The sequence below is a fragment of the Xenorhabdus koppenhoeferi genome, assembly GCF_900116635.1.
Lineage (GTDB): Bacteria > Pseudomonadota > Gammaproteobacteria > Enterobacterales > Enterobacteriaceae > Xenorhabdus > Xenorhabdus koppenhoeferi.
The window spans coordinates 8,240-33,542 of the sequence record NZ_FPBJ01000013.1 but is presented as its reverse complement, the minus strand read 5'-3'; the positions used below and the strand labels follow the sequence as shown (position 1 = coordinate 33,542).

7 protein-coding genes are annotated in these 25,303 nt (G+C 48.5%); 1 reads left to right on the top strand and 6 read right to left on the bottom strand.

Going from position 1 to position 25,303, the window contains the following annotated elements:
* The first annotated feature begins 17 nt into the window (after window positions 1-17).
* Window positions 18-1,001, top strand: coding sequence for a zinc transporter ZntB (zntB, locus tag BM329_RS06085; RefSeq protein ID WP_092550319.1), 984 nt, complete (start codon window positions 18-20; stop codon window positions 999-1,001).
* A 95-nt stretch (window positions 1,002-1,096) separates the two neighbouring features.
* Here zntB and ttcA read toward each other — a convergent pair whose 3' ends face one another.
* From ttcA to BM329_RS06055, 6 genes are all read right to left on the bottom strand, one after another.
* The gene (ttcA, locus tag BM329_RS06080) at window positions 1,097-1,990 is read right to left on the bottom strand and encodes a tRNA 2-thiocytidine(32) synthetase TtcA (protein ID WP_092550316.1); all 894 of its coding nucleotides are present in this window, start codon (window positions 1,988-1,990) and stop codon (window positions 1,097-1,099) included.
* A gap of 452 nt (window positions 1,991-2,442) precedes the next feature.
* Window positions 2,443-5,361, bottom strand: coding sequence for a salicylate synthase (locus tag BM329_RS06075; RefSeq protein ID WP_422643789.1), 2,919 nt, complete (start codon window positions 5,359-5,361; stop codon window positions 2,443-2,445).
* Window positions 5,362-5,396: 35 nt separating this feature from the next.
* Window positions 5,397-6,173, bottom strand: a complete 777-nt coding sequence (locus BM329_RS06070; RefSeq protein ID WP_092550378.1) for a thioesterase II family protein — start codon at window positions 6,171-6,173, stop codon at window positions 5,397-5,399.
* A gap of 26 nt (window positions 6,174-6,199) precedes the next feature.
* The gene (locus BM329_RS06065) at window positions 6,200-7,297 is read right to left on the bottom strand and encodes a Gfo/Idh/MocA family oxidoreductase (protein ID WP_092550310.1); all 1,098 of its coding nucleotides are present in this window, start codon (window positions 7,295-7,297) and stop codon (window positions 6,200-6,202) included.
* Entirely contained in the window at window positions 7,294-19,104 is an 11,811-nt protein-coding gene (locus tag BM329_RS06060; RefSeq protein WP_092550307.1) for a hybrid non-ribosomal peptide synthetase/type I polyketide synthase, read from the bottom strand. The genes BM329_RS06065 and BM329_RS06060 overlap by 4 nt, the downstream gene beginning before the upstream one ends.
* Window positions 19,104-25,247, bottom strand: coding sequence for a non-ribosomal peptide synthetase (locus tag BM329_RS06055; RefSeq protein ID WP_092550304.1), 6,144 nt, complete (start codon window positions 25,245-25,247; stop codon window positions 19,104-19,106). Before BM329_RS06055 ends, BM329_RS06060 begins: the two co-directional genes overlap by 1 nt.
* Window positions 25,248-25,303: the final 56 nt, after the last annotated feature.

The following is a 25,303-nucleotide window of genomic DNA, read 5'->3' as shown; positions in this document are numbered from 1 at the left end:
TACGAAAAGGAGCAGATGTGGAAACGGTCTATGGCTCGGTATTTAAAGGTTCAAATGCAATTTACGCCTGCCAGATGAATGGTCAGGGAGGTATCAGGGCATTTGGTGAAGATTCACCCGCAACAGCAGAACAGCCATTTTGGCAACACCTTGATTATAAAAACCAGGGCAGCCACCAATGGATTATGAATACCCCTTTGCTGCCATCTCCGGCAAAGGAAGGATTGCTGGGTGAAAGTATTCGTCCGAAAGTGCTACGCACTGGTGAGGGCACTTTGATTACCCTGAGATCGGTAAATCGCAATGATAATGCGCGCCCTGATCACTTGGTTTCGTTCCGCATCTATGTTAATGACAGAGTAATCATCTCCAGCCGCCATCGGAAAATTCACTCCATCGATCAAGTTGTGGATGATTTACACAATGGAGTTGGTGCAAAAAGTACAGGACATTGGCTGATTGAAATAGCGGATGCCATTACTGATGAGGTGAGTGATTTTATTGAAGAGTTACATGACCAGCTGATTGGGTTTGAAGATGATATTCTGGAGCAAAAAGTACCCGGTCGCGGTGAATTGGTGTTGTTACGTAAACAATTAATCGTTTTGCGCCGATACATGGCACCACAGCGTGATGTTTTTATCCGATTGGCCAGTGAGCGGTTACCTTGGATGAGTGATGAAGAGCGGCGTTTAATGCAGGAAATCGCAGATCGTCTGGGGCGTGGATTGGATGATTTGGATGGTAGTATTGCCCGCACAGCAGTTCTTGCAGATGAAATAAGCTCCATGATGGCAGATGACATGAACCGCCGTACCTACATGATGTCACTATTGGCAATGATATTCTTGCCAACGTCCTTTTTGACGGGGCTATTTGGTGTCAATCTGGGCGGAATACCCGGTAATAAGTATCCGTTTGGCTTTGGCTTATTCTGCCTTTTGTTATCTATCTTGATAGTCATTTTTGCCCTGTGGCTAAAGCGAAGCAAATGGTTGTGACCGACAGAAAACATTATGCCGATGCCAATTTAAGCATCGGCTATTTTTTTGTTGCTGTTGGGGAAATACGACCGGTTCAATTTTAATGAATATTTTTAAATGTTCGTAACGTCAATAAACAGGGATTCATCAATGTTAGTTGAGGATACGACAGCTTCGTTAAACGCGTATTCTTCCCTTTCCCCATCCCGATCCAACGGCAAATTGGCAAAGTCGAAAAGTGTTTTATCAGCTAATTGGCTTGGGCTAACATTTTGAATTGATTTGAAAATACTTTCTACTCTGCCCGGCGTTTTCTTATCCCATTCAACCAACATTGATTTGATAGCCTGCCGCTGTAAATTTTCTTGAGAACCGCACAGATTGCAAGGGATGATTGGAAATGCTTTGTGTTCCGCATACGCGATAAGGTCTGTCTCTCGGCAATATGCCAGTGGCCTAATGACGACATTACGACCATCATCAGAACGCAATTTCGGTGGCATTGCTTTCATGCGTGCGCCATAGAACATATCCAGGAACAGCGTTTCAACGATGTCATCAAGATGATGTCCGAGTGCAATTTTTGTGGCCCCGATTTTTTCTGTAAAAGAATAAAGTGTGCCACGGCGCAGGCGGGAACATAACCCACAGGTTGTTTTACCTTCAGGAACTTTCTCTTTAACAACTGAATAAGTATCTTTATCTACGATGTAGTATGGAATATTCAGACTTTCAAAATATTGGGGCAAAACGTACTCAGGAAAACCCGGTTGCTTCTGATCAAGATTTACTGCAACGACATCAAATTTTATTGGAGCCGCCTGTTGCAGATTCAGCAGGATATCTAACATCGCAAATGAATCTTTGCCACCACTGATGCATGCCATTACAACATCATTTGCTTCAATCATATTGTAATCAATAATAGCATTACCAACGTTTCTCCTTAGGCGTTTCTGGAGCTTGTTGAATTCAAGTGTCTCTTTTCTCGTATCTTTCTGATTCATTGCGACTTCTCACATTGCCAATCGTATCGGCTATAGGTTTTCTATTATGGATTCTTTGCGGGGAGTGGATTATACGGATTTTTATTTTCGTTTAAAACGTATCTGTTTCTAACAGGCGCAGGGGAAAACCAGAGTTATACACTTCGTCTTTCAAACTGCTTCTTTGTTGGCTGCGCTCGTTCACCCCGGTCACATAGTTATCTATGCTCCCGGGGGATTTGCTCTCTTGCCGTCGCGATGCAACTTGAAATCCATTGTGTATAACTCTGATTTTCCCTGAAGTATGATTAAGATCTATACACTTCGTCTTTCAAACTGCCTCTTTGTTGGCTGCGCTCGCTCATCCCGGTCACATAGTTATCTATGCTCCCGGGGATTTGCTCTCTTGCCGTCGCGATGCAATTTGAAATCCATTGTGTATATTCCGATAAATTCTTAATATTTTGCCATAATTAAGAGCGCACATATTTCATAATGCACTCAAGTTTTTCGCAGGTTTCCTGCCATTCTCTTTCTGGTTTGGAATCTCTGACCAATCCGGCACCAGCCTGAAGCCAACAGCGTCCTTTATGCTGATAGAAAGAACGTAATATCAGCGCGGCATCCAGTTTACCGGCACTATCCAGCAGCATAACACTACCGCTATAGAGTAGGCGTGGTTCACCTTCATAACGGGAAATGGCTTGTAAAGAGGGTTTTTTCGGTATCCCTGAAGCGGTGACTGCCGGAAATAGGGCGATGAACGCATCCCAGCGATTTTTGTCTGTTTGCAGTAATCCTTTTACCCTTGATGCCAAATGTTGTACTGAACCACGTTCACGAATAGCCATAAATTCTGACACACGAAGCGTATCAGCCTGACAAATCGGTTCTAATTCTTCCAGTGCCAGTTTGACAGAAACAGCATGTTCAGCGATTTCTTTCGGATCAGAAAGCAAATCAGACCGCAGCTTGTGATTCTGCGCCTTGTCATGTGTCAATGCTCTGGTGCCTGCCAGCGGCTGGCTGTTAACCCAACCAGAGCCATCTGCCTCAACTACGGTTTCCGGACTGAAACCGTAAGCAGAAAATTCTTCATCATGCAGAAAGAAAGAACGGGCAGGTGTGTTAGCCTGACGGCCCAGCCAGTAACTGTGAGTGGTATTAACATTGGTATTAAGTTCAACTTTGCGTGACAGGATCACTTTCTGGTAGTGGCCTGCGGCAATATCATTAACTGCATTAGTTACATTGTCCTGATAGCGTTTTGCTGCGCCAGTGGTGCTGATAATTTCCGGCTCTTTTGTCTCAGGGAAAGTTGGGATGCCCGCTTGATCAGCCTGCCTGACTTTCTCGCACAGAATAGGAATTTGGTTCTCTTCAAGAGTTCTTATCAGAACCTGCCCTTGAGTGATGCGTAATTCATGCTGTGGAACAGTGAGTTTTATCAGTGCCTGATTTGGTTGTTTTAATGATGGATCTAAGGGGATTCCATATGTCATATGGGAAAATTCAAATAATGATCTGCCATAAGCACGCCACTCTTTGATAGGCAGATCATTAAGCACCTGCTCCAGTTTTTGGCTAAGGGTATTGATATCATATGGATAACAATTACCTTTATAATCAATTAGTTGACCTGATGTATCTGCACTTATGGTAGCAGCATTGCCTATCCCCAGTGACCATTCCCCTTTGATTTCATAGAGTGTATAAGGTTGGGCATTATTATCAGCGAGGCCTGCAAGCAAATGGGTGACCAGATCTAACGGAGTGCTGGTAATAGCGATAGTGCATTCATGATATTGTTGCATTGGGCGGTTATTTTCTGAATTTGCTGTATGTTCTGCTTGCGCCATTTGTACCAATTTGCGTTTGTCGATTTTTCCCACGGTAGTTAATGGCCAAATCGGCACAAATAACCACTGATCAGGGGTCTTATGACGCTGAACGCCTTTCTGGTGCAAGAATTCTTGTATTTTCATCGGTTCTGGTTGGTTGATTTTTTTTGGAATGCACGCGCAGATACGTTCACCCAAGAGTTCGTCAGGAACAGAGATAACAACTGCATCATCAATATCAGGATGTTGCAGCAGCAATGTTTCAACTTCTTGGGTTGAAATTTTTTCGCCACTGCGGTTGATCTGTTCTTTAATTCGCCCTTCAACAATCAGGTTGCCATCTGATCTCATACGAACCAGATCGCCGGTACGATAGAATCCGTCAGGAGTAAAAGCGACGGTATTATGTTGTTCTGCACGATAATATCCCGTAATGGTGTAAGGGCCTCGTGTAATCAGTTCGCCTGTCTCACCAGATGCGACAGGTTGCAGATTGGCATCAACAATTTTGATCTCATCATCTTCTGACAATGGACGTCCTTGGGTGTTAATGATGACTTCATAGGGATCGTTCAGTCGGGTATAGCAAAGCAAGCCTTCCGCAGTACCAAATACTTGCTGCAAAGGTCCAAGACGTGTCATGACCTGTTCTGCCAGTTCGGGTGTCAGCCGGCCTCCACCGATTTGTAAACAACGCAGGGATGAAAGATCGCTCTGTTCCCAGTCACGAGCCTGCTCCCAGAGCCGGGCAAGCGCCGGAACTAACGCTACATGAGTTACCTGATGTTGTTCAATCAATGGCATGGCTTCATCACAACTGGCGGTGTCACTCAGAAGTACACATCCTCCCTGAGAAAGCGTGCCCAGAATACCGGGACTGCCTAAAGTGAAATTATGTGCAACAGGCAGTACCGCTAAATAAACACTTTCGGTATTAACTGAACACAGACGGGCTGAAAGCACAAAATCATAGGTATAGGCATCATGAGTACGCGGGATCAGTTTCGGTGTACCTGTTGTTCCCCCTGAAAGCAGGAGTACAGCAATGTCGCCATAACAGGGACCGGAGATATCAAGTGGCTCACCATCAATGGAAGATAAAGCAGTCAATTCTTCGGCTTCCCCGTCAACGATAATATGTTTCATTTCAGGGCAGGATGCTGCTACTTCCCGTGCCATTTCCCGATAATCAAAACCCTGGATGCAGTCAGGGATAATATAAGCTACCGGACGGGCTATCTGGCAAAGAGCATGAACATCATGTGCCCGCTGTGTCGGCATTAATAATATCGGTTGAGCGCCCAGCCTGAACAGGGCGAAACAGGTAACAACAAAGGAGGTGCTGTTAGGCAGTTGCACCATGACGTTATCACCACGACGGATTCCCCGTCGGAAAAGCCCGCTTGCCAGCCTTTCCGCAGATTGATGGAGTTCTTGATAAGTCAGGTGCTGTTCCTGATAGAGAAGAGCCGTTTTATCACCCCAGATTTTCGACCATCCGGCAAGCTGTTGGTCTATTGTTTTGCCATTCCAAAGATAGTCTGGCGTCATAGTCAGTTTTTTTTCTGGAATTGAATAAGGTGCCATTATGCGGACTCCTGTGGATAAACATATTGCATAAATTGAGTAACGTGACGAATAAAACTCTGCGGTTTTTGCGTGATATAAAAATGATCGCCGACAATCTCCTGACAGCAATGCGAAAGGTTTTGCCTGTCAATGGCAAGCCAGTGATGCCATTGTTGAACCTCCTGAGCGGAGGCCTCTTTGTCTTCGTTGCCATAAAGCAACAGAGTGGGCGTTTGCAGTTTGACTGAATCAGATTGAATCACATGGTGATAATGCTCCGTAGCCCAGAAATCAGCACGCAGCATGGGTAAAAACAGCGCCAGCAATCCGGGATCTTCCCGTAATACCGGGTTGCAACCGCCGATATCAATTAACTGTTCAATAAATTCATGATCAGGTAATCCGCTCAATTGGCGGCGGGATTGAAGATGGGGTGCATGACACCCCGAAAGTACCAGCGCCTTAGGGGAACAATCATGCTGTTCAAGGCGTAGGCAAGTTTCAAAAGCAACCTGGGCGCCCATACTGTGACCGGCCAGTATCAGGTTTTCTCTTTGTGCTGGTGTCAATGACACCAGCAGATCAGAAAGTGATTGCGCCAATGGTGCGATTCTGGTGATCGCAGGTTCATTCATGCGGCTATCACGTCCGGGGTAAAGCACCAGCGAAACCGCGATGTCTGGATTTTCCAGCGTGGACCATTGGCGAAATGCACTGCTGCTGCCCCCGGCAAAGGGGCAGATTAACAGGGTGTATCTGGGTTCACCACGGGGTGTCAGACACGGGCGAATCATCGGATGTGCAGGGAGTGCCCGGTTCATCAGCTTCTTTCCTTTGTCAGCATCAATTGAGCCGGATCAATCCAGATAGGGGGCAGCAAATCCTGAGTCACAGGTTCTCCCATCAGGCGCAAAATTTGTTGCCACACTTCCGCCAATCGTCGTTGATAGTCGTCACTCAAAGCAGGAGGACAGAGTGCGCCATTCAGTACAGAACTTAAGGTATTGAGCAAATGTGCCACGCCCTCGGCACCATCACATTCAAATGCCGTCATCCAGTCTTTGGTTGCCGGACAAAGAATTTGTGAGGTTGTCTGGTGCTGATAAGCACCATCCGGTTGACTGGCGGTCAGATAGAGACTCTGATCGTTATTCAGATGATTCGGGGCATGAAGAACCGGAGTCCAGATCACCGGCCCATAACTGGCTTCCTGAGTCAGATAACCCGTAGGCCAGAACAGTGTCATCTTGTGCATGGCAAGATTGTGCATGTCTGGATCTCTGGGATCGAGATAGGATTGAACGTTTAACGTTATGGTTGTTTCTGAAAGACGCAGTTCAAAGCAGTGAAACGCGTTACTTCGTTTCCCCGCATAGGCTATTTCTATTTGTTTCGGGCAGTGACAGGCTTGCAGCAAGAGATCAAGAGCGGAAAACAGCAACTGGCGACTGGTTGTCAGGCAGCCACTTACCGGATTCTGCTGTGACAGGTGGCTGATTTGATGCGCCGCATGTAACCAACTTTTGCCTGCATAACATTGGCTGTAAAAGCTGTTTACCCAGAATATAACGCCCTGTTTATCAGCGGCTGACTGGTGACTCCTGATGGCTTCTGCATCAAGGGGATGTTCCTGAATAACAGAAATACCCCGTGCCAATAATGCCTGAGTGAATTGATCGCCTTTACCACCAATAATATCTGCGCGTATCACCACGCAGGCAATATCAATGTCGTCCGGCAATTCATCCAATGAGCGGAACAGTGGCACATTGAAATCTCGTGCCAGTTGCTGTGAACGAGGGCTTCCCTGCGCCAGAATACCGGCCAGTTCCAGATCTGGCTGAGGTTGCAGGAAGGCATTCAGATACAGTTCGCCGAATTTGGCACCGACAATCAGTACCCGCCGTGGCTTTATCATATGTTCTCCTTAACAGGCTCAATAGTCGGAACTGAACCCAGAATATTTTTCAGGCACGTAACCAGAGAGCTGACATGTTTGTGCTGGAATAGGCTGTAGTGATCACCCTCAAGTTGCGTCATTGTGACAGGCCCGAAAGCCTGCCAGCCGAGATCAACGGAGGTGATTGTTGTTGGATCAAGGTAATCCATAAAATCAGGTAACGCCTGCGTAGCCCGGATAAGGCTGAAAGGCTGAGGGATCCGTGGTGGACAATAGTCGAGCAATGCACGCAGGTTATGGTGCCATACGTTATAAAGCTCAGTCAGTGAGCTATCAATTTGTGCAGATTTCGGCAGAGCTTCGTGCAGTGCCTGAAGGAATACCTCAGTATTGGCGGCGATTGCATTGTTATCTATTTCCAAATCAGGGAATTGCCCTTGTAAATCGAGCAGGAAATGACGGTGGCAGAATGTATCATCCAGCGTCAGATCGGTACGCACATTTGGCGCGAAACTATCAATCAGGATGCAATGAGAAACGCTTTCACCTCCAGCACGTAACTGATGAGCCATTTCATAAGCCACCAATCCACCGAAAGACCAGCCTGCCAGTGCATAAGGGCCTTCAGGCTGGAAGGTACGGATTTGATTGATATAATCAGCCGCCAATGTTGCAACGGAAGGCTTATCGGTATTCAGGCTGTCTGGTGTAAATGCCAACCCAATCAGACGTTGATTACCGAAATTGGCGGCAAGGTGCCGATATCCCAACAGATGCCCGCCAATAGGATGGACGATAAATAATGCCGGTTTTTCAGGGTTTCCTTCGTTTAAAATGACTCCCTGACAAGTGTTTTCCGGTTGATATTCAATAAATTCAGCCAATGAATGCACAGTATCGTAAGTTTGCAGCAGGCTGAGCGGGTATTGGCGGTTGAAAGTTTGATTAATTTTTACCATTAACCGTACTGCCGCCAGAGAATCTCCACCAAGGGTAAAGAAACTCTCGTGTACGTTGATACCTTGCTGCTCTAGCACGGATTCCCACAGGCTTAATACCGAGTGTCCTGTCGGACTGAGAATCGCTGAGGGTGCTGAATTAACTTCTTGCGCTTTTTCAACCAGAGTAATCAGTGTGCGTCTGTCGATTTTACCGTTGTCGGATACGGGTATCGTATCGAGAATGATAAATCGCTGCGGACACATCCAGATCGGCAGGGTCTGCTGCAACCAGTGAGGCAGTATTGGTAACAGTTCAGCAGGCATGGGTGCGTTGTCAGTTACACGTAATCCAGCGACCAGTTGCAATGCACCGGCTGAGGTTGTATGGGCAAACACTAACGCTTGTTGTATTGCCGGATGCTCACATAAACGATGTTCAATTTCGCCTAATTCAATCCGGTAACCACGAATTTTTATCTGGTGATCATTGCGCCCCAGAAATTCGATATTTCCGTTTGGGAGCCAGCGTCCTAAATCACCTGTACGGTAAAGCCGCTCACCAGTTTCAGGATGTGTGATAAATGCCTGTTCTGTTTTTTCAGTGTCAGCCCAGTAACCCAGTGCCAGCCCTTGCCCACCAATATACAACTCGCCGGTGACCCAGACAGGACAAGGTGAAAGTGTTGCATTAAGCACATAGAAAGTCTGATTAGCCAGAGGCTTGCCATATGGAATACTGCGCCAATTCGGATCGACCTGCGCGATAGGATAGGCAATAGACCAGATTGAGGCTTCAGTGGCACCGCCTAAACTGAGGAGATTCAGTTCAGGATGAAGCGCATACAATTTGGCTGGTAAGTTAGTGGGTATCCAGTCACCGCTCATCAATACCCACCGCAGACTGTGCAGGGAATGCGGATAGCTACGGGCATATTCCTCAAGCAGTTGTACAAATGCGGGAACCGAGTTCCAGACAGTCACCGATTCTTGTTGTAACCATGTCAGTAATTTGTCCGGCTGTCGGGTGTCACCGGGAGCCGGTATGACCAGTTTTGCTCCACGGCTCAGCGTGCCGAACAGGTCATAAACGGAGAGATCGAAGGTTAACTCTGAGATTGCCAGTACACTATCGTACTCATTGAGTGTAATACGTTGGTTAATATCGAGAATGGTATTGACCGCACCCTGATGATTGATCATGACGCCTTTAGGTTTTCCGGTAGAACCGGAGGTGAAAATAACATAAGCCAGATCTTCAGGACGTACAGATAAACCCGGTTCGTTGGTGACAGGCAAGTTGTTAAGTAATGTTTCATCCAGAGGGATAATTTGTACATGGTCAGGCCAGTTTATCTGTCGGGCGAACTCAGGCTGAGTCAGTACAATATCCACTTCCCCGGATGCCAATAATTGATGGATTCGTTGTTGAGGATAGCTGGCATCAATAGGCAGATATGCGCGTCCTGCCAACAAAATCGCAAGAACAGCAATAACCTGCTCCCAACCTTTTTCCATCACTACGCCAATCAGAGACGAAGAGTGGTTTTCCTGTGCTTGAAGATGAGCTGCCAGCGTCAGGCTTTGTGACCACAAAGTACGGTAGTCGATCTGGCGGCAGGCATCGACAATTGCAATGTGTTGGGGATAACGATTCACTGCCTGTTCAATCAGAGAGCAAAGCGTATGGGATGGAAAATCACTTTTTGTCGTATTACTGCTCAGGCACAGAGCACGATCATCTGTCGGGAGCCAGTCAGGAAGCGGGGTATTCCAGACGTAATCCGGCTCAAGCAGGGCAGTGATACAGGATTGATAATGGGCAAACATGTTTTCTGCTACTTGGGGCTGGAACAGTTGCGGCAAGATAGCCCACTGTAGGGTGACACCCCCTTCTGCGCCGGAAATGAGCATACAGTCGAGATAAACATGAGGCGTTTGGGCACCAAAGAGATTCAGCGATCCTAATCCTGATGGCCCTTTGCCCGCCGTACCGGTGGTATCGTTGAATACGATCGGCATACCGGCGTTCAGGTTGTGGCGATGCTGATTTTTTTCCCTGAGCACCAATTGCCCGTCAAACAGCGCGTGTTGAAGATCGGCGAGCCATTGTTTTTGAATCCGGTTTACGGCATCGCTGAATCCCAGAGTATTGCGCAAATCCACTTCCAATAAAGAAGTGGTGGAGAGATTACCGACCAGCATATCGCAATGTTGTGACATTAGCAGACGGTTGCCATGCAGGACATTGATAGTGAAATGCGCGTTGTTACTCCATACTGACAAAATATGGGCAAACAATGTGAGCATCACTTGTGATGGGGATACACGGTGTTCTGCCGCGCGTTGTTGCAGACGTTGCCACTGTTGCTGGCTGATATATCCGGTCAGGCACTGCTGATTAAGCTGTTGTGACTGGTGATCTTTCAGCGGCAGCACCGGCGCGTCAGGTAGCGAAGATAAACGATCAAGCCAGTATTGCCGGCTTTGTTGCCAGATTTCTCCGGTTTTCTCATCCTCCAGTGCCTGAATATAGTCAGCAATGGTTGCTGTTTGTGGCTCTGGTTGCCAGTCAGATTTTTGATACCAATGGTGTAAATCGCGCAAGATTAAGGTCAGACTTTTCCCATCTGCCACCAGCAGATCAATGGTCAGATGCAATAAATGTGTCCGGTCATCGGTATGATACAGCGTTAAATCAAACAGTGGCCAGCTGTCGCTGGGAACACCCTGAGTACGCAGAGTATCGCGGGCATTGTTCAGCTGTGTCTCGCGCTCATCCTGTGTCATGTCACGGCAATCAATGATTGTCGGCGTATAGCAGGGCACTTCTGGCAGAATATGATATTGTCCCTCTTTCACGTAACCGCGTAATTGCCCATGATGGTTTATCACGCGATTCCATGCGGTAGTGAAACGAGTCAGATCCAGTCCGTCGATAGACAGCTCAGCATAGAAGTGGGCAATGCCGTTACCAAACTGGAACAGTTGGCTTTCTCCCAACCAGTAAGCATATTGCAGGGCGGTAAGGGGCAGGATCTGCTCTGATGCCGGTTCTGCCTGATGTGGTGTAATTGGTGTCGCTGAATGTGTTTCGACGACCCGCAAGGTACGGCAAAATTCACTCAACTTAGGATGTTCAAACAGTTGTTGCAGATTGGCTTGTTCATACCCCTGACGACGTAGTTGCACCACCATGCGCGTGGCAATCAGGCTGTCGCCGCCACTCTGGAAAAAATCACTGTGACGCTGAATTGACTGGGGAAGAAGGGAATTCCAGAGTGCAATCACTTGTTGTTCAATATCATAAAATTGATCATCGGTTATTTCCGGCTGTCCGGTTGTCATGGCCAGAGGTTGCAGCATGTCCTCTTTTGCGGTCATTATCGGTAATGCCGCCAGCGGTAATTGCTCTTGCTGCAGGATATGCAATGAGTAAGGCAGGGCTGACAATTGTACCGCTATTTCGCTGATATTCAGTCGTGCCTGCTGTTCAGAACGTGCCAGAATCAACTGTTGATGCAGTTCCGGCCCGTCTTGTCCCGGCCATTCCAGTGAAACCCGATAACCGGATTTCTCCAGACATCTGCGCCAGTCTGCAAGTTCGAGCAATGCGCTATTACCCTGATCATCACCGCGATCGTCAGCCCAGGCGTTGATGCCTTCAATAAACCCGACGCTGGCGAGTTGCATGGCACTTTCGCGCTTGGTTGATTCAATAATCAGCAACCACCCGCCGGATTTTAGTAAACGGGACAGTCGTTTCAGGGTATTCCTGAGATGGATCGCATCATGCAAGACGTTTACTGCCATGATCAGGTCATAACCCGATTCAGGGTGCTGACTAAAATCAATACGCTGGTTAATATCGAACAAGGCAAATTTTACGGTTTCGCCATAATGACCGAGTAACTGTCGCGCATCATCCAAAAATAGCGGTGAGACATCCGTAAAATTGTAACTTTCAATGAACGGGGCATTATGTTTAAGGACTTTTTCTGATGTAGCCCCTGTTCCTGCACCCACTTCCAGCATAGTGAAATGTTCGGATGTCTGGCTCAATTGGCGGATAATTTCAGCGGCAGTCTGGTTCAGGCAACGTAGCGCAGGGTTTTCGCTGTAAAGGCTGGCGGTGGTTTGTTTATCGGCAAACAACAGTTCCAGTGCATTACCACGCCCGGCAAGCAGGGGATCATGCTGGTCAATACAGGTTGCAACATAACGGCTGATGGCCTGGCACCATACGGCATCATCCAGTTTCGCCGCAGGAGCAGGGATCTGGCTGAGTGGTTGCAGACAACGGTATCCGTCAGCGGTTTTTTCAATAAATCCTTGGTTGTTTAATAATGTCAGCCATTGGGTCAGAAGGCGTTGATACCTCGGTGCCAATTGCAAGCGTTGTTCAATTTCTTCACGAGAGTGGCATTCTTGCGCAGAGGTGAACAGGTGATGGCGCAGCAGAGTCTGGCCCAGCCCCCATAACGCCTGTTGCTCAATATATTGCCAGGAGCGTTCAAACGCTTGCTGTTCCGCTGATGTCGGTAGTGGCAGGATTTTGGTGTTTATTACCTGTGGTTCTGGTAATGATAAAGACGGATTATCTTCTGCCACCAGCCATACATTATAATGTTGGGTATTTTCCTGACGTGGCTGAATCTCCGCCAGTCGTATTTCAGGCTGAGAGCGCAGATACTGTTCGGCCTGATGCAATTCACAATGCTGTTGCCAGAAGTCATAACGTGTATGACCGACAGGCGGTGTATGAAGATCATAATGTTCAATGCGTTCAGGCGGGCGGCAAATCTGTACAACTTGCATCAACAGCGCGTTATAAGCAGCAAACAGGGCTTCAATAACCCCCGGTTCCAGCACATCGTCCATGCAATACCAGTTAAACAGCAGATCACCATCCACTTCCATCACCTGATGATCCAGCCAGACCTGCGGCGTTTGGCTCAGGACAAAGACCGGATCGCCCAGTAGCTGAGTAATGGATTGTTTGATTGCCACCCCTTCTTGCGCCATCCCTAGCATACTGGTGAAAACGACCGGTGTCAGCGGCTGCCTGTTCTGGGTTTCACCGGAGTGCTGGCGACCCAGTTCCCGCAGCACTTCAACCCCATTGACATGACTATGGCTCAGTCGTTGCCAGAGCAAGGCCTGGGTTTTTTCCATGCTGGCACGCAGGGAGGTTGTTTTACGTAAATCAAAATCCATCAGCATGACGGAGGTAAAGTCACCAATCAGTTCCTGAACCTCTGGATGGAAAGGCTGTCGGTTAAAGAAGGTCAGATTGAGGGTAAACAGCGGATGACGGCTGTACCATTCAAGTGTGTGGGCAAACAGTGTCAACAGGCCCGCAGAAGGCGTGACCCCCCATTTTTTCCAGCTTTGCTTGAGTATTCGCCAGTCAGATTGTGCCAGCCGGCCTTCATAAGTCGTGAATTGTGGCTGGCTGCGCTGAGGAAGCTGTGGATTCAGCGGTAACCTCGACGCAGGAGGCAGTGAAAGCAACTGTTCCTGCCAGTATGCCCATGATGCCCGCCACTCTTTACTCTCACGTTGTGCCTGTTCTGCCATCACATAATCACGGAAAGTAAATGCTTGTGGAGCCAGTGGTTGTTGCTGGTGATAAGCCCGTTGTAAATCGTTCATCATGATCCGGAAACTCTGTACGTCAAACTGCAACAGATCCAGATTCATATGTAAGCGGCAACGCGCATCCGGCAGCAGTGAAACAGAGACTTCAAACAACGGCCACTGTTCCGCAGGCGGTACTTGATAAGAGAGGGTGTGACGACGCTGAGCCAGTGCCTGTTCACGGGCGGCATCATGCAGGGTTCGCAGATCATCTTGCGATAAAACATACCAAGGCGTTTCAGGCAGAATTCTTTGTTGTCCATCTTCATCGACAATCATGCGCAACATACCATGACGCTGAATTAAAGCATTCCATGCCTTTTCAAAACGGGGAATATCAAAGCTATTCAGTGCCAGATCCCATTCAAACAGGACGTGGCAGGCTACGCCGCCAAAATCAATGGCCTGAGTACGACCAACCCAGTAAGCGTGCTGAATGGGTGTCAGAGGAAAGGGTTCATGATGTTGGGTACTGTTAATAACGATTTCAGGCTGAGGGGATGCAGGGGCCTGCTCAGGCAATGCGTCACCGATAAGCGCATTAAGCCCCTCCAGAGTCATATTTTGGTAAGCCAGCTCTGCGGTTAATCTGAAACCAAACTGTTGGTGGAGCACCGTATTAAGTTCAAGGAACAGTAAGGAATCCAGACCGCATTGTAATAAATCTTGTTGCGGCTCTAAACGTTCAGGCTGCTCTAAGCGCAATAACGTCGCAACCCTCTGACGCAGCCATTTAAGCCGTGGCTGGCTATCCTGATAGAGCAGATTATCAGCAGGCAGCAAAGAGGCAGATGCTGTAGTTATTGTATGAGTTGTTGTATGGGCAGCAATGCCAGACTGCAAACGTCGCAAAATATCAGGATGACGTTCATTTAACCGCATTGCCAGATAGCAGGGAGAGGTCGTACTCAGTGACTGATTGAGATGCCAGATACCCTCATTGGCACTGAATGGTAACATGCCATCCTGTGCCAGTTTTTCCACTAATCTCCGGTCGCTGGCCATGCCAATGCCACCCCAAACTCCCCAGACCCACGTCTTTACCACCAACGGGCTGGATGCGGTCAGTGCCAGCGCTTCCAGACAGGCGTTGGCAATTGCATAAGCACCTTGTCCCTGCGCACCTAACATTGAGGCAGCAGAAGCATGAAGCAGCAGATATTGAGCATTGTGTTGCTCAAGTGCAGTCTGCAAGGTTGCTGCACTGAATGCTTTTACGGATAGCATTTGCCCCAGATGCTGACGTTCAAGTTTTGCCAGCGGCGTGTGATCGGCAATACCGGTGGCATGGATCGCGCCAGCGATACCTTCTTCTTGTGCCAGTGTTTGCACCGCACTTAACAAGGCTGATGTGTCAGTAACATCAACATGAACCCAGCGGATTTCACATTCGCTACTCAGTGACAGCTTTTGGACAAAAGTATCCCAATCTGCATATTTACGGCGGGCAAACACCGCGATTTTACGTGCACCTTGAGCCAGCAACCAACGAATGGAAATTTGTCCGATACCGCCCATACCGCCGGTAACGATGTGCCAACCCTGATGGGGAATTAATATAGGTTGTTGCGATAATGGTAATGGCTGACGTTGTAAAACAGGCACAGAAAGTTGATTTCCGCGCACTTTCAGCCAGCGATGCTGCTCATCCAGATAATCCAGTGCCAATGACAAGGCGCCAGTATCCTTGATACCCGCTATATCAATCGCCTGAATGCGACAATGGGGATACTCTTCAACCGCGACACGCAGCAATGCCCAGACAGCGTATTGAGCGGGATTAATCTGCTCTTTTGATAAGGTGCTTTCAGGTTGGGCGCTGCAAGTGATAACGGTCAATGATGTTGCTGTATTGCGTTTTAATTCGCCAATAACCTGATCACATAATTCAACAACATCATGGCCCTGAAGCAGCAATAATGTATTTTCGCTTTCAGGCTGTAAATTAATACCTGCCTGACACCAATGTTGTGCAATCGCCTCACTTGCTGTTGACAAACGAAGGGTATATGCCGATGAAGATCTCTGTTTATCCGCAATACTGATTGTGCGCCAATGCAGGACATAGTGAGTATCAGGGCATGGCTGTGGTGCAGGGAACCATGCTTTTGTCGCTATGGAATTAGTCGCCGGAGATGCCACTAATTGGCGGGGTAGATCAACCCGATCACTCATCAGTGCGAATAAACGTTCGCCAGCATAGATCAATGCAGGGAAAGCAGTAAGTAAATTGGCTTCCAATGAGCGGCGCTTGGTATACGGCAACACACGGTGAGGACGATACATTTTATTTACAGTTGGCCCGGAAACTTCTTGGTAGTAGCCTTGCTGAACACAGTGGTTCAATAATTGTTCCAGCAAAAGATGCCAGCAAGGTTGCAGCCGGCCGGCCCGGATCGTGTCGGTGACACTGAAACCTTGTTCCGCTTCGTGCCCATGACATTGATATACCAGAGCATCGGTATACAGCGCACGAAGTATTACCGCATCGGAATTGTGTTCAATGGCAGGGTCGAGCAGGGAATTGACATCAAGCCCGGTATTGGTATTGACTGAGTGTTGCGCAGATTTGGCGGCAGCGAAGCTATAATGTTGTTTGTCAAATGGATAGAGCGGAGCATGACATTTGATTCCGGCAAGCGGGAAAAGACGCTGCCAGTCAAGATGGGCGCCGGCACAATAAAGTTGCATGAGTGCCGTTTGCTGGGCGGTTTCAGGAGTGCTTTGACGATGTGCACCAGCAATCCACGTCTCTTGTGGCAGGCTGACACGCCGGCCGATCCCTGTTAGCTGAGCATCAGCACCGAATTCTACAAATAACGCCACACCTTGCTGGCGGGCAAATTCAATGGCTTGATAATAACGTACCGTCTGGCGCATATGATTACGCCAGTAGTCTGGTGAACCTAATTGCTCAGTAGTCGCAATATCAGCTGTCAGGGTAGAAATCAGCGGAATTTCTCCCGATACAGGCTGTAACTGGCTACTGTACTGAGAAAAACGCTGGGAAAATTCCCCCAGAATAGGTTCAAGCATAGCGGAATGTGCTGCACAGGCAATATTAAGGTGCTGGCAACGGATCTGCTGCTGTTCCAGACGTTGTGCCAGTATAATAATTTCCGTTTCTGTACCTGCCCAGACCCAGTGTTGCGGGCCATTGCAAACCGCCAGATCCAATGCCAGTGAACGGGTAAAAGGCAGAATATCTTCGTCGTTGGCAAAAACAGCCAACATTGCACCTCCCCGGGCGCATTTTTGCATCAATTTCCCCCGTACCGCGACCAATGGCATCACTTGTTCCGGTGTGAAAATCCCGGCAACAACGGCTGCGGCAAACTCTCCGACAGAATGTCCCAGTACGTAATCGGATTTTAAGCCAAGTGAGCGCCAATGTGCAGCCAGCGCAATCTGGTGTGCGACAATGGCGGGTTGTGCATATTCGGTGGTGGCTAATGCCTCATCATGCTCTCCGAACATCACTGCTTTTAATGGCAGCACCAATTCGGATGCACAGGCGGCACAACAACGATCTAACATAGCAGAGAAAACAGAAGAACTGGCATACATGGCTTTTCCCATGCCAGACCATTGGCAGCCCTGACCGCTGAATTGCCATAATTGTTTGTTTTCATTCCTGGCCTGCCCGCTAAAAATGTCCGCTGTAGGGCCATTATCTGCAAAGGCCGCCAAGCTCGCCGCATTTTTGGCAGTATTTTGTGGCGTTAATGTCAGCGCTAAGCGCCAGGGCAATGTAAGATCACGCCCCTGTAATGCTGTTCGGGCCAGATCTGCATAGTTTTCTGGTGTATTAGCAAGTGCCGTCGCGTAACGTTGTGCCAATTGATGCAATGAAGATTCAGAAGCCGCAGAGAGCAATAAAGGCACAGTTTGTGCCTGAGCCTGCGTATCATTGACAGGGTGGTGGCGTAATTCCTCCGGTAATGATTGCACCACGATATGGCAGTTGGTGCCGCCAATGCCGAATGAAGAAACGCCAGCGGTGCGCAATGCCTGTGTCCAGTGCTGGCCTTGTGTTGCCAGTCTGAATGGGCTTTCTTCCAGTCGTAATGCCGGATTGGGTTGCTGTACATTGATGGTCGGAGGAATATACCCATGCCAGACAGACAGAACCGTTTTAATCAAGCTGGCAATCCCTGCGGCAGTATCGAGATGGCCTATATTGCTTTTCACTGAGCCAAGATAACAAGGCGGTACCGCTACGCGGCGATCGGAGAATATGTTGCGCAGCGCATCAACTTCTATCGGATCACCAAGCGGTGTACCGGTTCCGTGGGCTTCAATCATGCCAATATCATCAATGCTGACATCTGCCAGTTGCAATGCTTCGGTAATCACGCTGCGCTGCCCGTTCACCGAAGGGGCAGTAAACCCGACTTTCTCATTGCCATCGTTATTAATGGCACTGCCCCGCAATACAGCCATGATGGGATCGCCATCGCGCAATGCATCGCTCAGACGTTTCAGTGTGACAACACCAACACCATTACCGCCATAAGTGCCGTTTGCCTGACTGTCAAAGGGGCGGCAATGTCCATCAGGTGAAAAAATCATCCCCGGTTGATACAAGTAACCGCTTTCTTGCGGGAAAGATACTGCCACACCGCCAGCCAGTGCCATATCACATTCACCGGAACGCAGATTTTCACAAGCCATATGCACGGCAACCAGTGAACTGGAGCAAGCTGTTTGTACTGTCAGTGCAGGGCCTTTCAGATTTAATTTGTAGGCGGTACGCGTCGCAAGATAATCTTTATCATTACTCATTAACGCCTGCAGGCCTTTCACTTTGCCAACGTCTGTCATAGTGAACTGTGACCACGAAGGCCAGGTGCTGACCCGGCTGCTGGCGAAAACACCGGTTTTCAGGCGCACATGACGTGGTGAATAGCCGGCATGTTCAAGAGCATGCCATGCTGTTTGCAGGAACAGACGCTGCTGAGGATCAAGCATTTCTGCTTCCTGACGAGAATAGCCAAACAGTGTGGCATCAAATTGTTCTGCATCCTCTAATATTGCTGCCTGATTGACAAAGTTGTCACTATCAATGATTTCAGGTGGAATTCCTGCATCCAATAACGTTTGGCGGGAGAGTGTGGTTGTACACTCAACGCCATGTTGCAGGTTGTGCCAGAAAATATCGCTATCTGGTGCCTGTGGAAAACGGCAGGCAATGCCAATCACTGCGATAGGATCACAATTATCGTAGTGAGGCGTTAAATCAGTCATTATGCAGCTCCTTTATGACGTTTTTCCCGTTGTTGCAGACGCTTTTGTTGTTGGCGCTGACGAAGAGTCACTGACATCTGATTTGCGTCTTGAGTGTCTTTCCGGCAACGCAAGCTAAGCGCTTCTGGTGTTGGATAAGCGAATAGATCAGTAACAGCAAGATGATGGAAACCGGCGTGTTGTAATTTGCTGTGCAATTGAATTAGCTGTAGCGAACTGGCTCCTGCTTCAAAAAAGTTCTGTTGGACATGAACAGGCTGGTTGGTGACGGACAAAAACAGGCACTGAATTTCGCTGCATATCTGCGAATCGAATCCTTCCGTACGTGGTAATGACGTATTAACAACAGGCGTGTTATCTGTAACTATCAGGCATTGCTGGCGTGGCATCAGTTGCTCCAGTGCTGAATGCCAGCTCTCCGGCTGTGCGGCAAGGGTGCGCAGTAACGCCATATAGTGGTTGAACATGGTTTGTAATTGATGTGGTTCAAATAACGCTTCGACCGCATCCCAGTTCAGACAAAGTTCATCGTCAGATTCATAAACCTGATGATCCAGCCAGATTTGTGGCGTTTGTGAGATACCCCAAACGGGTTTCATCCATGATGAATGTGAAAGGAATTGTCCTTCATGCGTTCCCAGGGCGCTGGTGAAAACGATCGGCATACTGGCTGCATCCGGCCCACGGTCCCGGGACAGCTCACGCATCACTCTGATTGCTGAAATATGGCGGTGATCCAGATCCTGCCATAACTGTTGTTGTAACCGGCGTGCGCTTGATAGCCAGTTCTTCTCTGGATGCCACGCGAGCAGTGACAATGAAGTAAAATCTCCCAGAATATGCTTGATGTCCTCATGCCAGCATGGACGGTCGAAAAGGGTTAGATTAAGCGTCAATTCCGCTTTGGCACTGAATGCCGACAGAACAGCTGCATAAGCTGCCATTAACAGCGCGGAAGGGGTTATCTGATGAGGGGCAGCATGTTGTTTTAACTGTTTCCATTCATATGCGGATAAGCGATCGCTATAGCGTACAAAACGCGGGGATTGTATATTTTCCGGCGCAATACGTAAGGGGAGTTGCGGAGCAGGGGGCAACGTTTTCACCTGTTCCTGCCAATATTGCAGCGAACCCTGATGCACAGGCATTTTTTGCTGGCGTAACACACAATCCCGGAATGTGACGTTCAATGGTGGTAGTTCGTGTTGTTCGTCGAGATATAGCAGTTCTAATTCCGCCAGCAATATCTGCATGCTCAATCCGTCTAATAGCAGATTATCCAGACTGACAAATAGCCGTGAGACAGGGTTGTTGTCTTGCGCAAGCTGGAAATCGAACACCGGCCAGTGACCGGAATCCAATACCTGATGTGACAAACGTTCACGTAATGTATCTGCCTCAGTAATGTCAGCAAACTGGTGGTGTTTAACAGCGAAGATTGGGACATCTTTCAATACCTGCTGTTGCCCGTTAACAACAACCGTTCTGAGCACTGGATGGCGCTGGATAAGGCGGTTTAATACCCGATTCAGGCGCTGAACATCTAATTGTTCTATCCGGTATTCAATAAAGAAATGCGCGCCCACGCCACTCAGGGTAAAACCGGAATGGCGTCCAACCAGATAAGCCTGCTGAACTTCAGTCAGTGGGAAAGGCTGGTAGCTACTCTCATCTTGCCCTTTTGATATTGAGCAGGAGTCTGATGAAATGTCAGGCAGAGGTGCCGACAAAGGGGTGAGGGTCGCGGTGAACGCCGCCAATTGCGGGTGACGGAAAAGATGACTCAGTTCAGCTTTTAAGCCTTGTTGTGCCAGTTCACCAATCAGGCGTGTAGCCAGAAGGCTATCGCCGCCAAGTTGGAAAAAGTCGCTGTCTGGGCTTAATTGTTCTGTATTCAGGAGGCTTTGCCAGATGGCGGCAACAGTTTGTTCCTGCGCATTCAACAAGAGCATGTCATTCTGGTGCGGCTCAGTCTCGGCTTTTGGGGTGGGCTGCAAGCTTTGTGTCAGTGCCTGACGGTCGATTTTACCGTTGGGAGTCAGGGGCAGGCGGGGAATAACATGTAAGCGCTGTGGGATCATATATCCCGGCAAATATTGTGCCAGTACGGACTTAATTTTGCCCTGATCAGGGATCGTGACATTGTCACTTGATTGCATCAACAAGACATTCAAGTCGCCAAGATTAATCGGGGCTTCTGTCTGTATTGGAAGCTGTAACGGAAGAAGCGATAACCACTGTGATGCAGAACGTAGCTGAATACCGTGAGGTGAGAGCAATTCTGTGGTAATCAGCGAGATAGGTGAGGTGTGATGCAGCTCTATTGCTAATATCAACGCCCCGGGTTGTGTCAAAGGCATCAACGCCTTGATGCAGTTTGCCGGATCTTCTTCCCGATGTAATACATTGTTCAGTAAGATGATATCTGCCTGATACTGTAGCGACTCAGGAATTTGCTCAGACCAGCGTTTTACGGATGTGTGATGATGACCATTTAATCGGGTTTGCATCTGGTTAATCAGGGCCTGAGAACGTTCAAAGCCAATATAGGACAGATGTTGGTCAGTAATGTGTTCTGCCAGCCACTGGGCACAGAGACCACTGCGGGCGTCAAATTCCATCACGCTGACAGGGCGTTGTAACCGTTGGGAAAGAGCAATAATAGTTTGTTTTAACCCGGCCAGCCATTGCCGGGTTTCTGGCAGCATAAAGAGCTGTTGTTCCGGAGCAAATTGCAGATCATCAAGTAATGTCACTGCCGCCTGCTGTCCGGTAAGAATATTACGCAGCGTAGAATGCCAGCGTTCAGGTATGCCGCCAGCCTGATTACTGCCCGCCGGGGATGACAATCCGGCCTGATATACGTGATGTGCAGATTCAGACAATAAATTGCATTGGCAAAGGTACGCCAGCATACGGGCAAACCAGTTATGATACTCCGGTTGGGGCTGGTACTGTTTCAGGCAATCGGCGAGTGATTGGGGTGAAGTAAACGTGATACTGTAACGGGACAGATGTTCCAGCAAAAATAGGGCGACCTGAGATTCAGCAATATATCCGGATTGGTTTAGCGCATCGGTTGTTTGTATTGCGGAAAGCAGGTCACGGTAGGTGGTCGGCAACTGTGGGGAACGATTTATGCGCTGGCATAAAATATCACCTTCCAGTTCAAGGAATGCCACCAGCGACTTCTCTTTTTCGCCACGGGTTAAGGCAACGCCTTTACGGATACCGGTGACTTGATTAAGGGCGGCATCAATCTCCCCCAGTTCAATGCGGTAACCGCCAATTTTGACCTGACTATCGCGGCGCCCCATAAATTCAAGCCAGCCTTCGGGATGATAACAACCCAGATCGCCCGTACGATACCAGCGTTCTCCCTGATCGACGACGAACTGGGCCGCAGTGCGGTCTTCATCATTAAAATAGCCTAATGCAACACCGGCACCACCAATCCAAAGTTCACCAACAACCCAGTCAGGGCAATCCCGGCCATCTTCACCCACGACACGGTAACGCTGGTTAGCCAAAGGATAACCGTAAGGGATAGAGCGCCAGCGGGCATCAACGTCATTAACGATATATTCATTCGACCAGATAGCGGCTTCCGTTGCACCTCCCATAGCGCTCAATACACCCGCAGGATTAAAGGCACGGTAACGTTCAGGCAGTGATAAACCGATCCAATCACCGGACAGCATCACGGTACGAAGCGCTTTCGGTGCACCGGCTTCCATTCCTTCACAATAGGTCAGCAACATATCGAACAGTGCCGGCACACTGTTCCACAACGTAATGTTATGCTGCCCGATCAGCATTTCCCAGGTTGATGGATCACGGCGTTGGGCTTCGTTAATTAATACCAGTGTTCCTCCGGCACTGAGAATGCCAAAAATATCATAAACCGAGAGGTCGAAATGCAGTGCAGAAAGTGCCAGCAACCGATCACTGTTTTGAACCTGATGACGGTGATTGATGTCCAGACAGGTATTCAGTGCGCTTTGATGGCTGATCACCACACCTTTGGGCATACCCGTTGAACCGGAGGTATAAATGATATAGGCCGGATCGGTGACCGCACGCTGAGCCATGCTGGTTAAAGGTGATAATTGTTCATCCTGATGCCAGGAAATGCAGCATACATTTTGCGGCCAGTCAGGCTGTTGCTGTTCGGGATCAATGATAACGACGCTGATACCGGCACTTTCACAGATAGCACGGCGTCGGTTTAATGGTTGATCCACCGGAACCGGAACATAAACCCCTCCGGCATAAAGAATGGCTAAAACAGCAACGATTTGTCCGCTGCCTTTTTCCATGCTGATCGCCACCCGATCACCCGGCATGACGGACATTTTCTGTAACACAGTGGCTAATCGGCGGGCTGCCAGACTGAGTTCGCCATAACTGATTTTTTCATGATGGTGAGTCACCAACGCAACAGCATGGGGGGTGTGTTCTGCTTGTGCAAACACGCTTTCATGCAGCAAGGTGCTTGGTAGTGGTTCAGCCGTATTATTGATTTGATGTCGCAGATGATATTGCGATTGAGGCATCAAATCCGGGAGTTTCTCGCCCCATTGCTCCGCGTTTTCCGTCAGATTCTCAATAAGCCCCTGATAAGCCGTAAATAAGGTATCCATCAGGCCGTCAGGGAAGAGTTCATCATTACTGTCCCACTGAATGTTCAGCGTGTTTTCATGTTCAAAAGCAACAAAATCCAGCCAGACCTGTGGTGTCTGTGATATTCCCCAGCCTGGTTTCCCCAGAATATCGCCGGTATTTTCGCCATATAAAGGCCGGCCTAAATTGCTGGTAAACACGATGGGTGCGCCGTGTGGGTGGGTACCGCGTTTCTTCAGCTCCCGTAACACTTCCACACCAGACCAGTGACGATGTTCGTAGGCTTCGGCAAATGTTGCTTGTGCAGTATGGGCCAGCTGACAGAACGGTAAATCATCACCGGGGATATCCAATAACAGAATATTGGTAAAGTCCGCCAAAATATTGTCAACCGCAGGATGCAGAGAAGCTCTGTCAAATAGCGTCAGGTTAAACAATAAGCGCGTTGCGTGGCTCCAGCGACACAATAAGGCGGCGAATGCGGTCGCCAGTGCCATAGTTGGCGTTACCCCATTCTGCTGGGCGAGGTGTTTAAAACGTTCCCAATGCTCAGGCGCTAAACCGAAATGTCTGCGTTGAATACGGACATTTTTTATCAGGGCGGGATCTCTGACCAGAGGAAGTTGAGGAGCAAGTGGCAACGTATCTAACCGGTTACGCCAGAATATCTCTGCTTCTTGTCTGGCTTGTTTGAACTGAGTCTGATATTGCGTGAGATAACTGCAAAAATCGTAGTCAGAAGAAATAGCGGGCAGGCTGCGTTTGGCAATCAATGCAGCCAGCTCAGTAAAGAACAGACTGAAACTGGCCGCATCCATGATGAGCAGGTCGATATTCGTATGCAACCGATGTTGATTATCACCAAACAGGCTGAGTTGAATATCGAAAGTTTCCCCTTCTTCAACCCGCAATACCCGATGGCTTAATTGTTCCCGACTGTCAGCCAGCGCTTGTTGCTGTTCATTTGCTGTCAGGCGACGCAAATCGTGAACCGTTAATTTTTTCCAGTAAGCATTGTTCATTCCTTGCTGGCGTCCATCCGGTAAAAAACGTACCCGCAACATCGGATGTCGTTCAATCAGGGCATGAATAGCCGCCTCTAATTGTTCAGGCTCTGGTCGGGTGCCATCAAATTCCTGATACAAATGGCAACCCACTCCCCCCAACGTTTGCTCCGGTGTGCGTCCCACAAAATAAGCATGTTGTACAGCCGTCAATGGAAATGGACGGGCATCGGCAATACGCAGCAGTGGTGTTGTATCCTGAGATACGGCTTGAGAGACCGGTGCATGGCGTTGCAGAAGCTGGCTCCATGCATGCAGTGTTGGATTTTGGTAAAGCTCGCGCAGCGTGACGCGGTGTCCCTTACGTCTCAACTGGTTTAACAATGCCATTATTTGCATTGAATCCAGTCCATTGCGAATTAAATCGTCGTTATCACCCAGTAAAATGTTTTTTTGATTAAACAGACCAGAGATGAGCTGACGCAGCGAATCAGGGGAAAGAAAGTCCATGTGCATGAAGAAGTCCTTAAAGGTGACAATCAATCTACTTAATGAATCAAAAAACGGAGTTG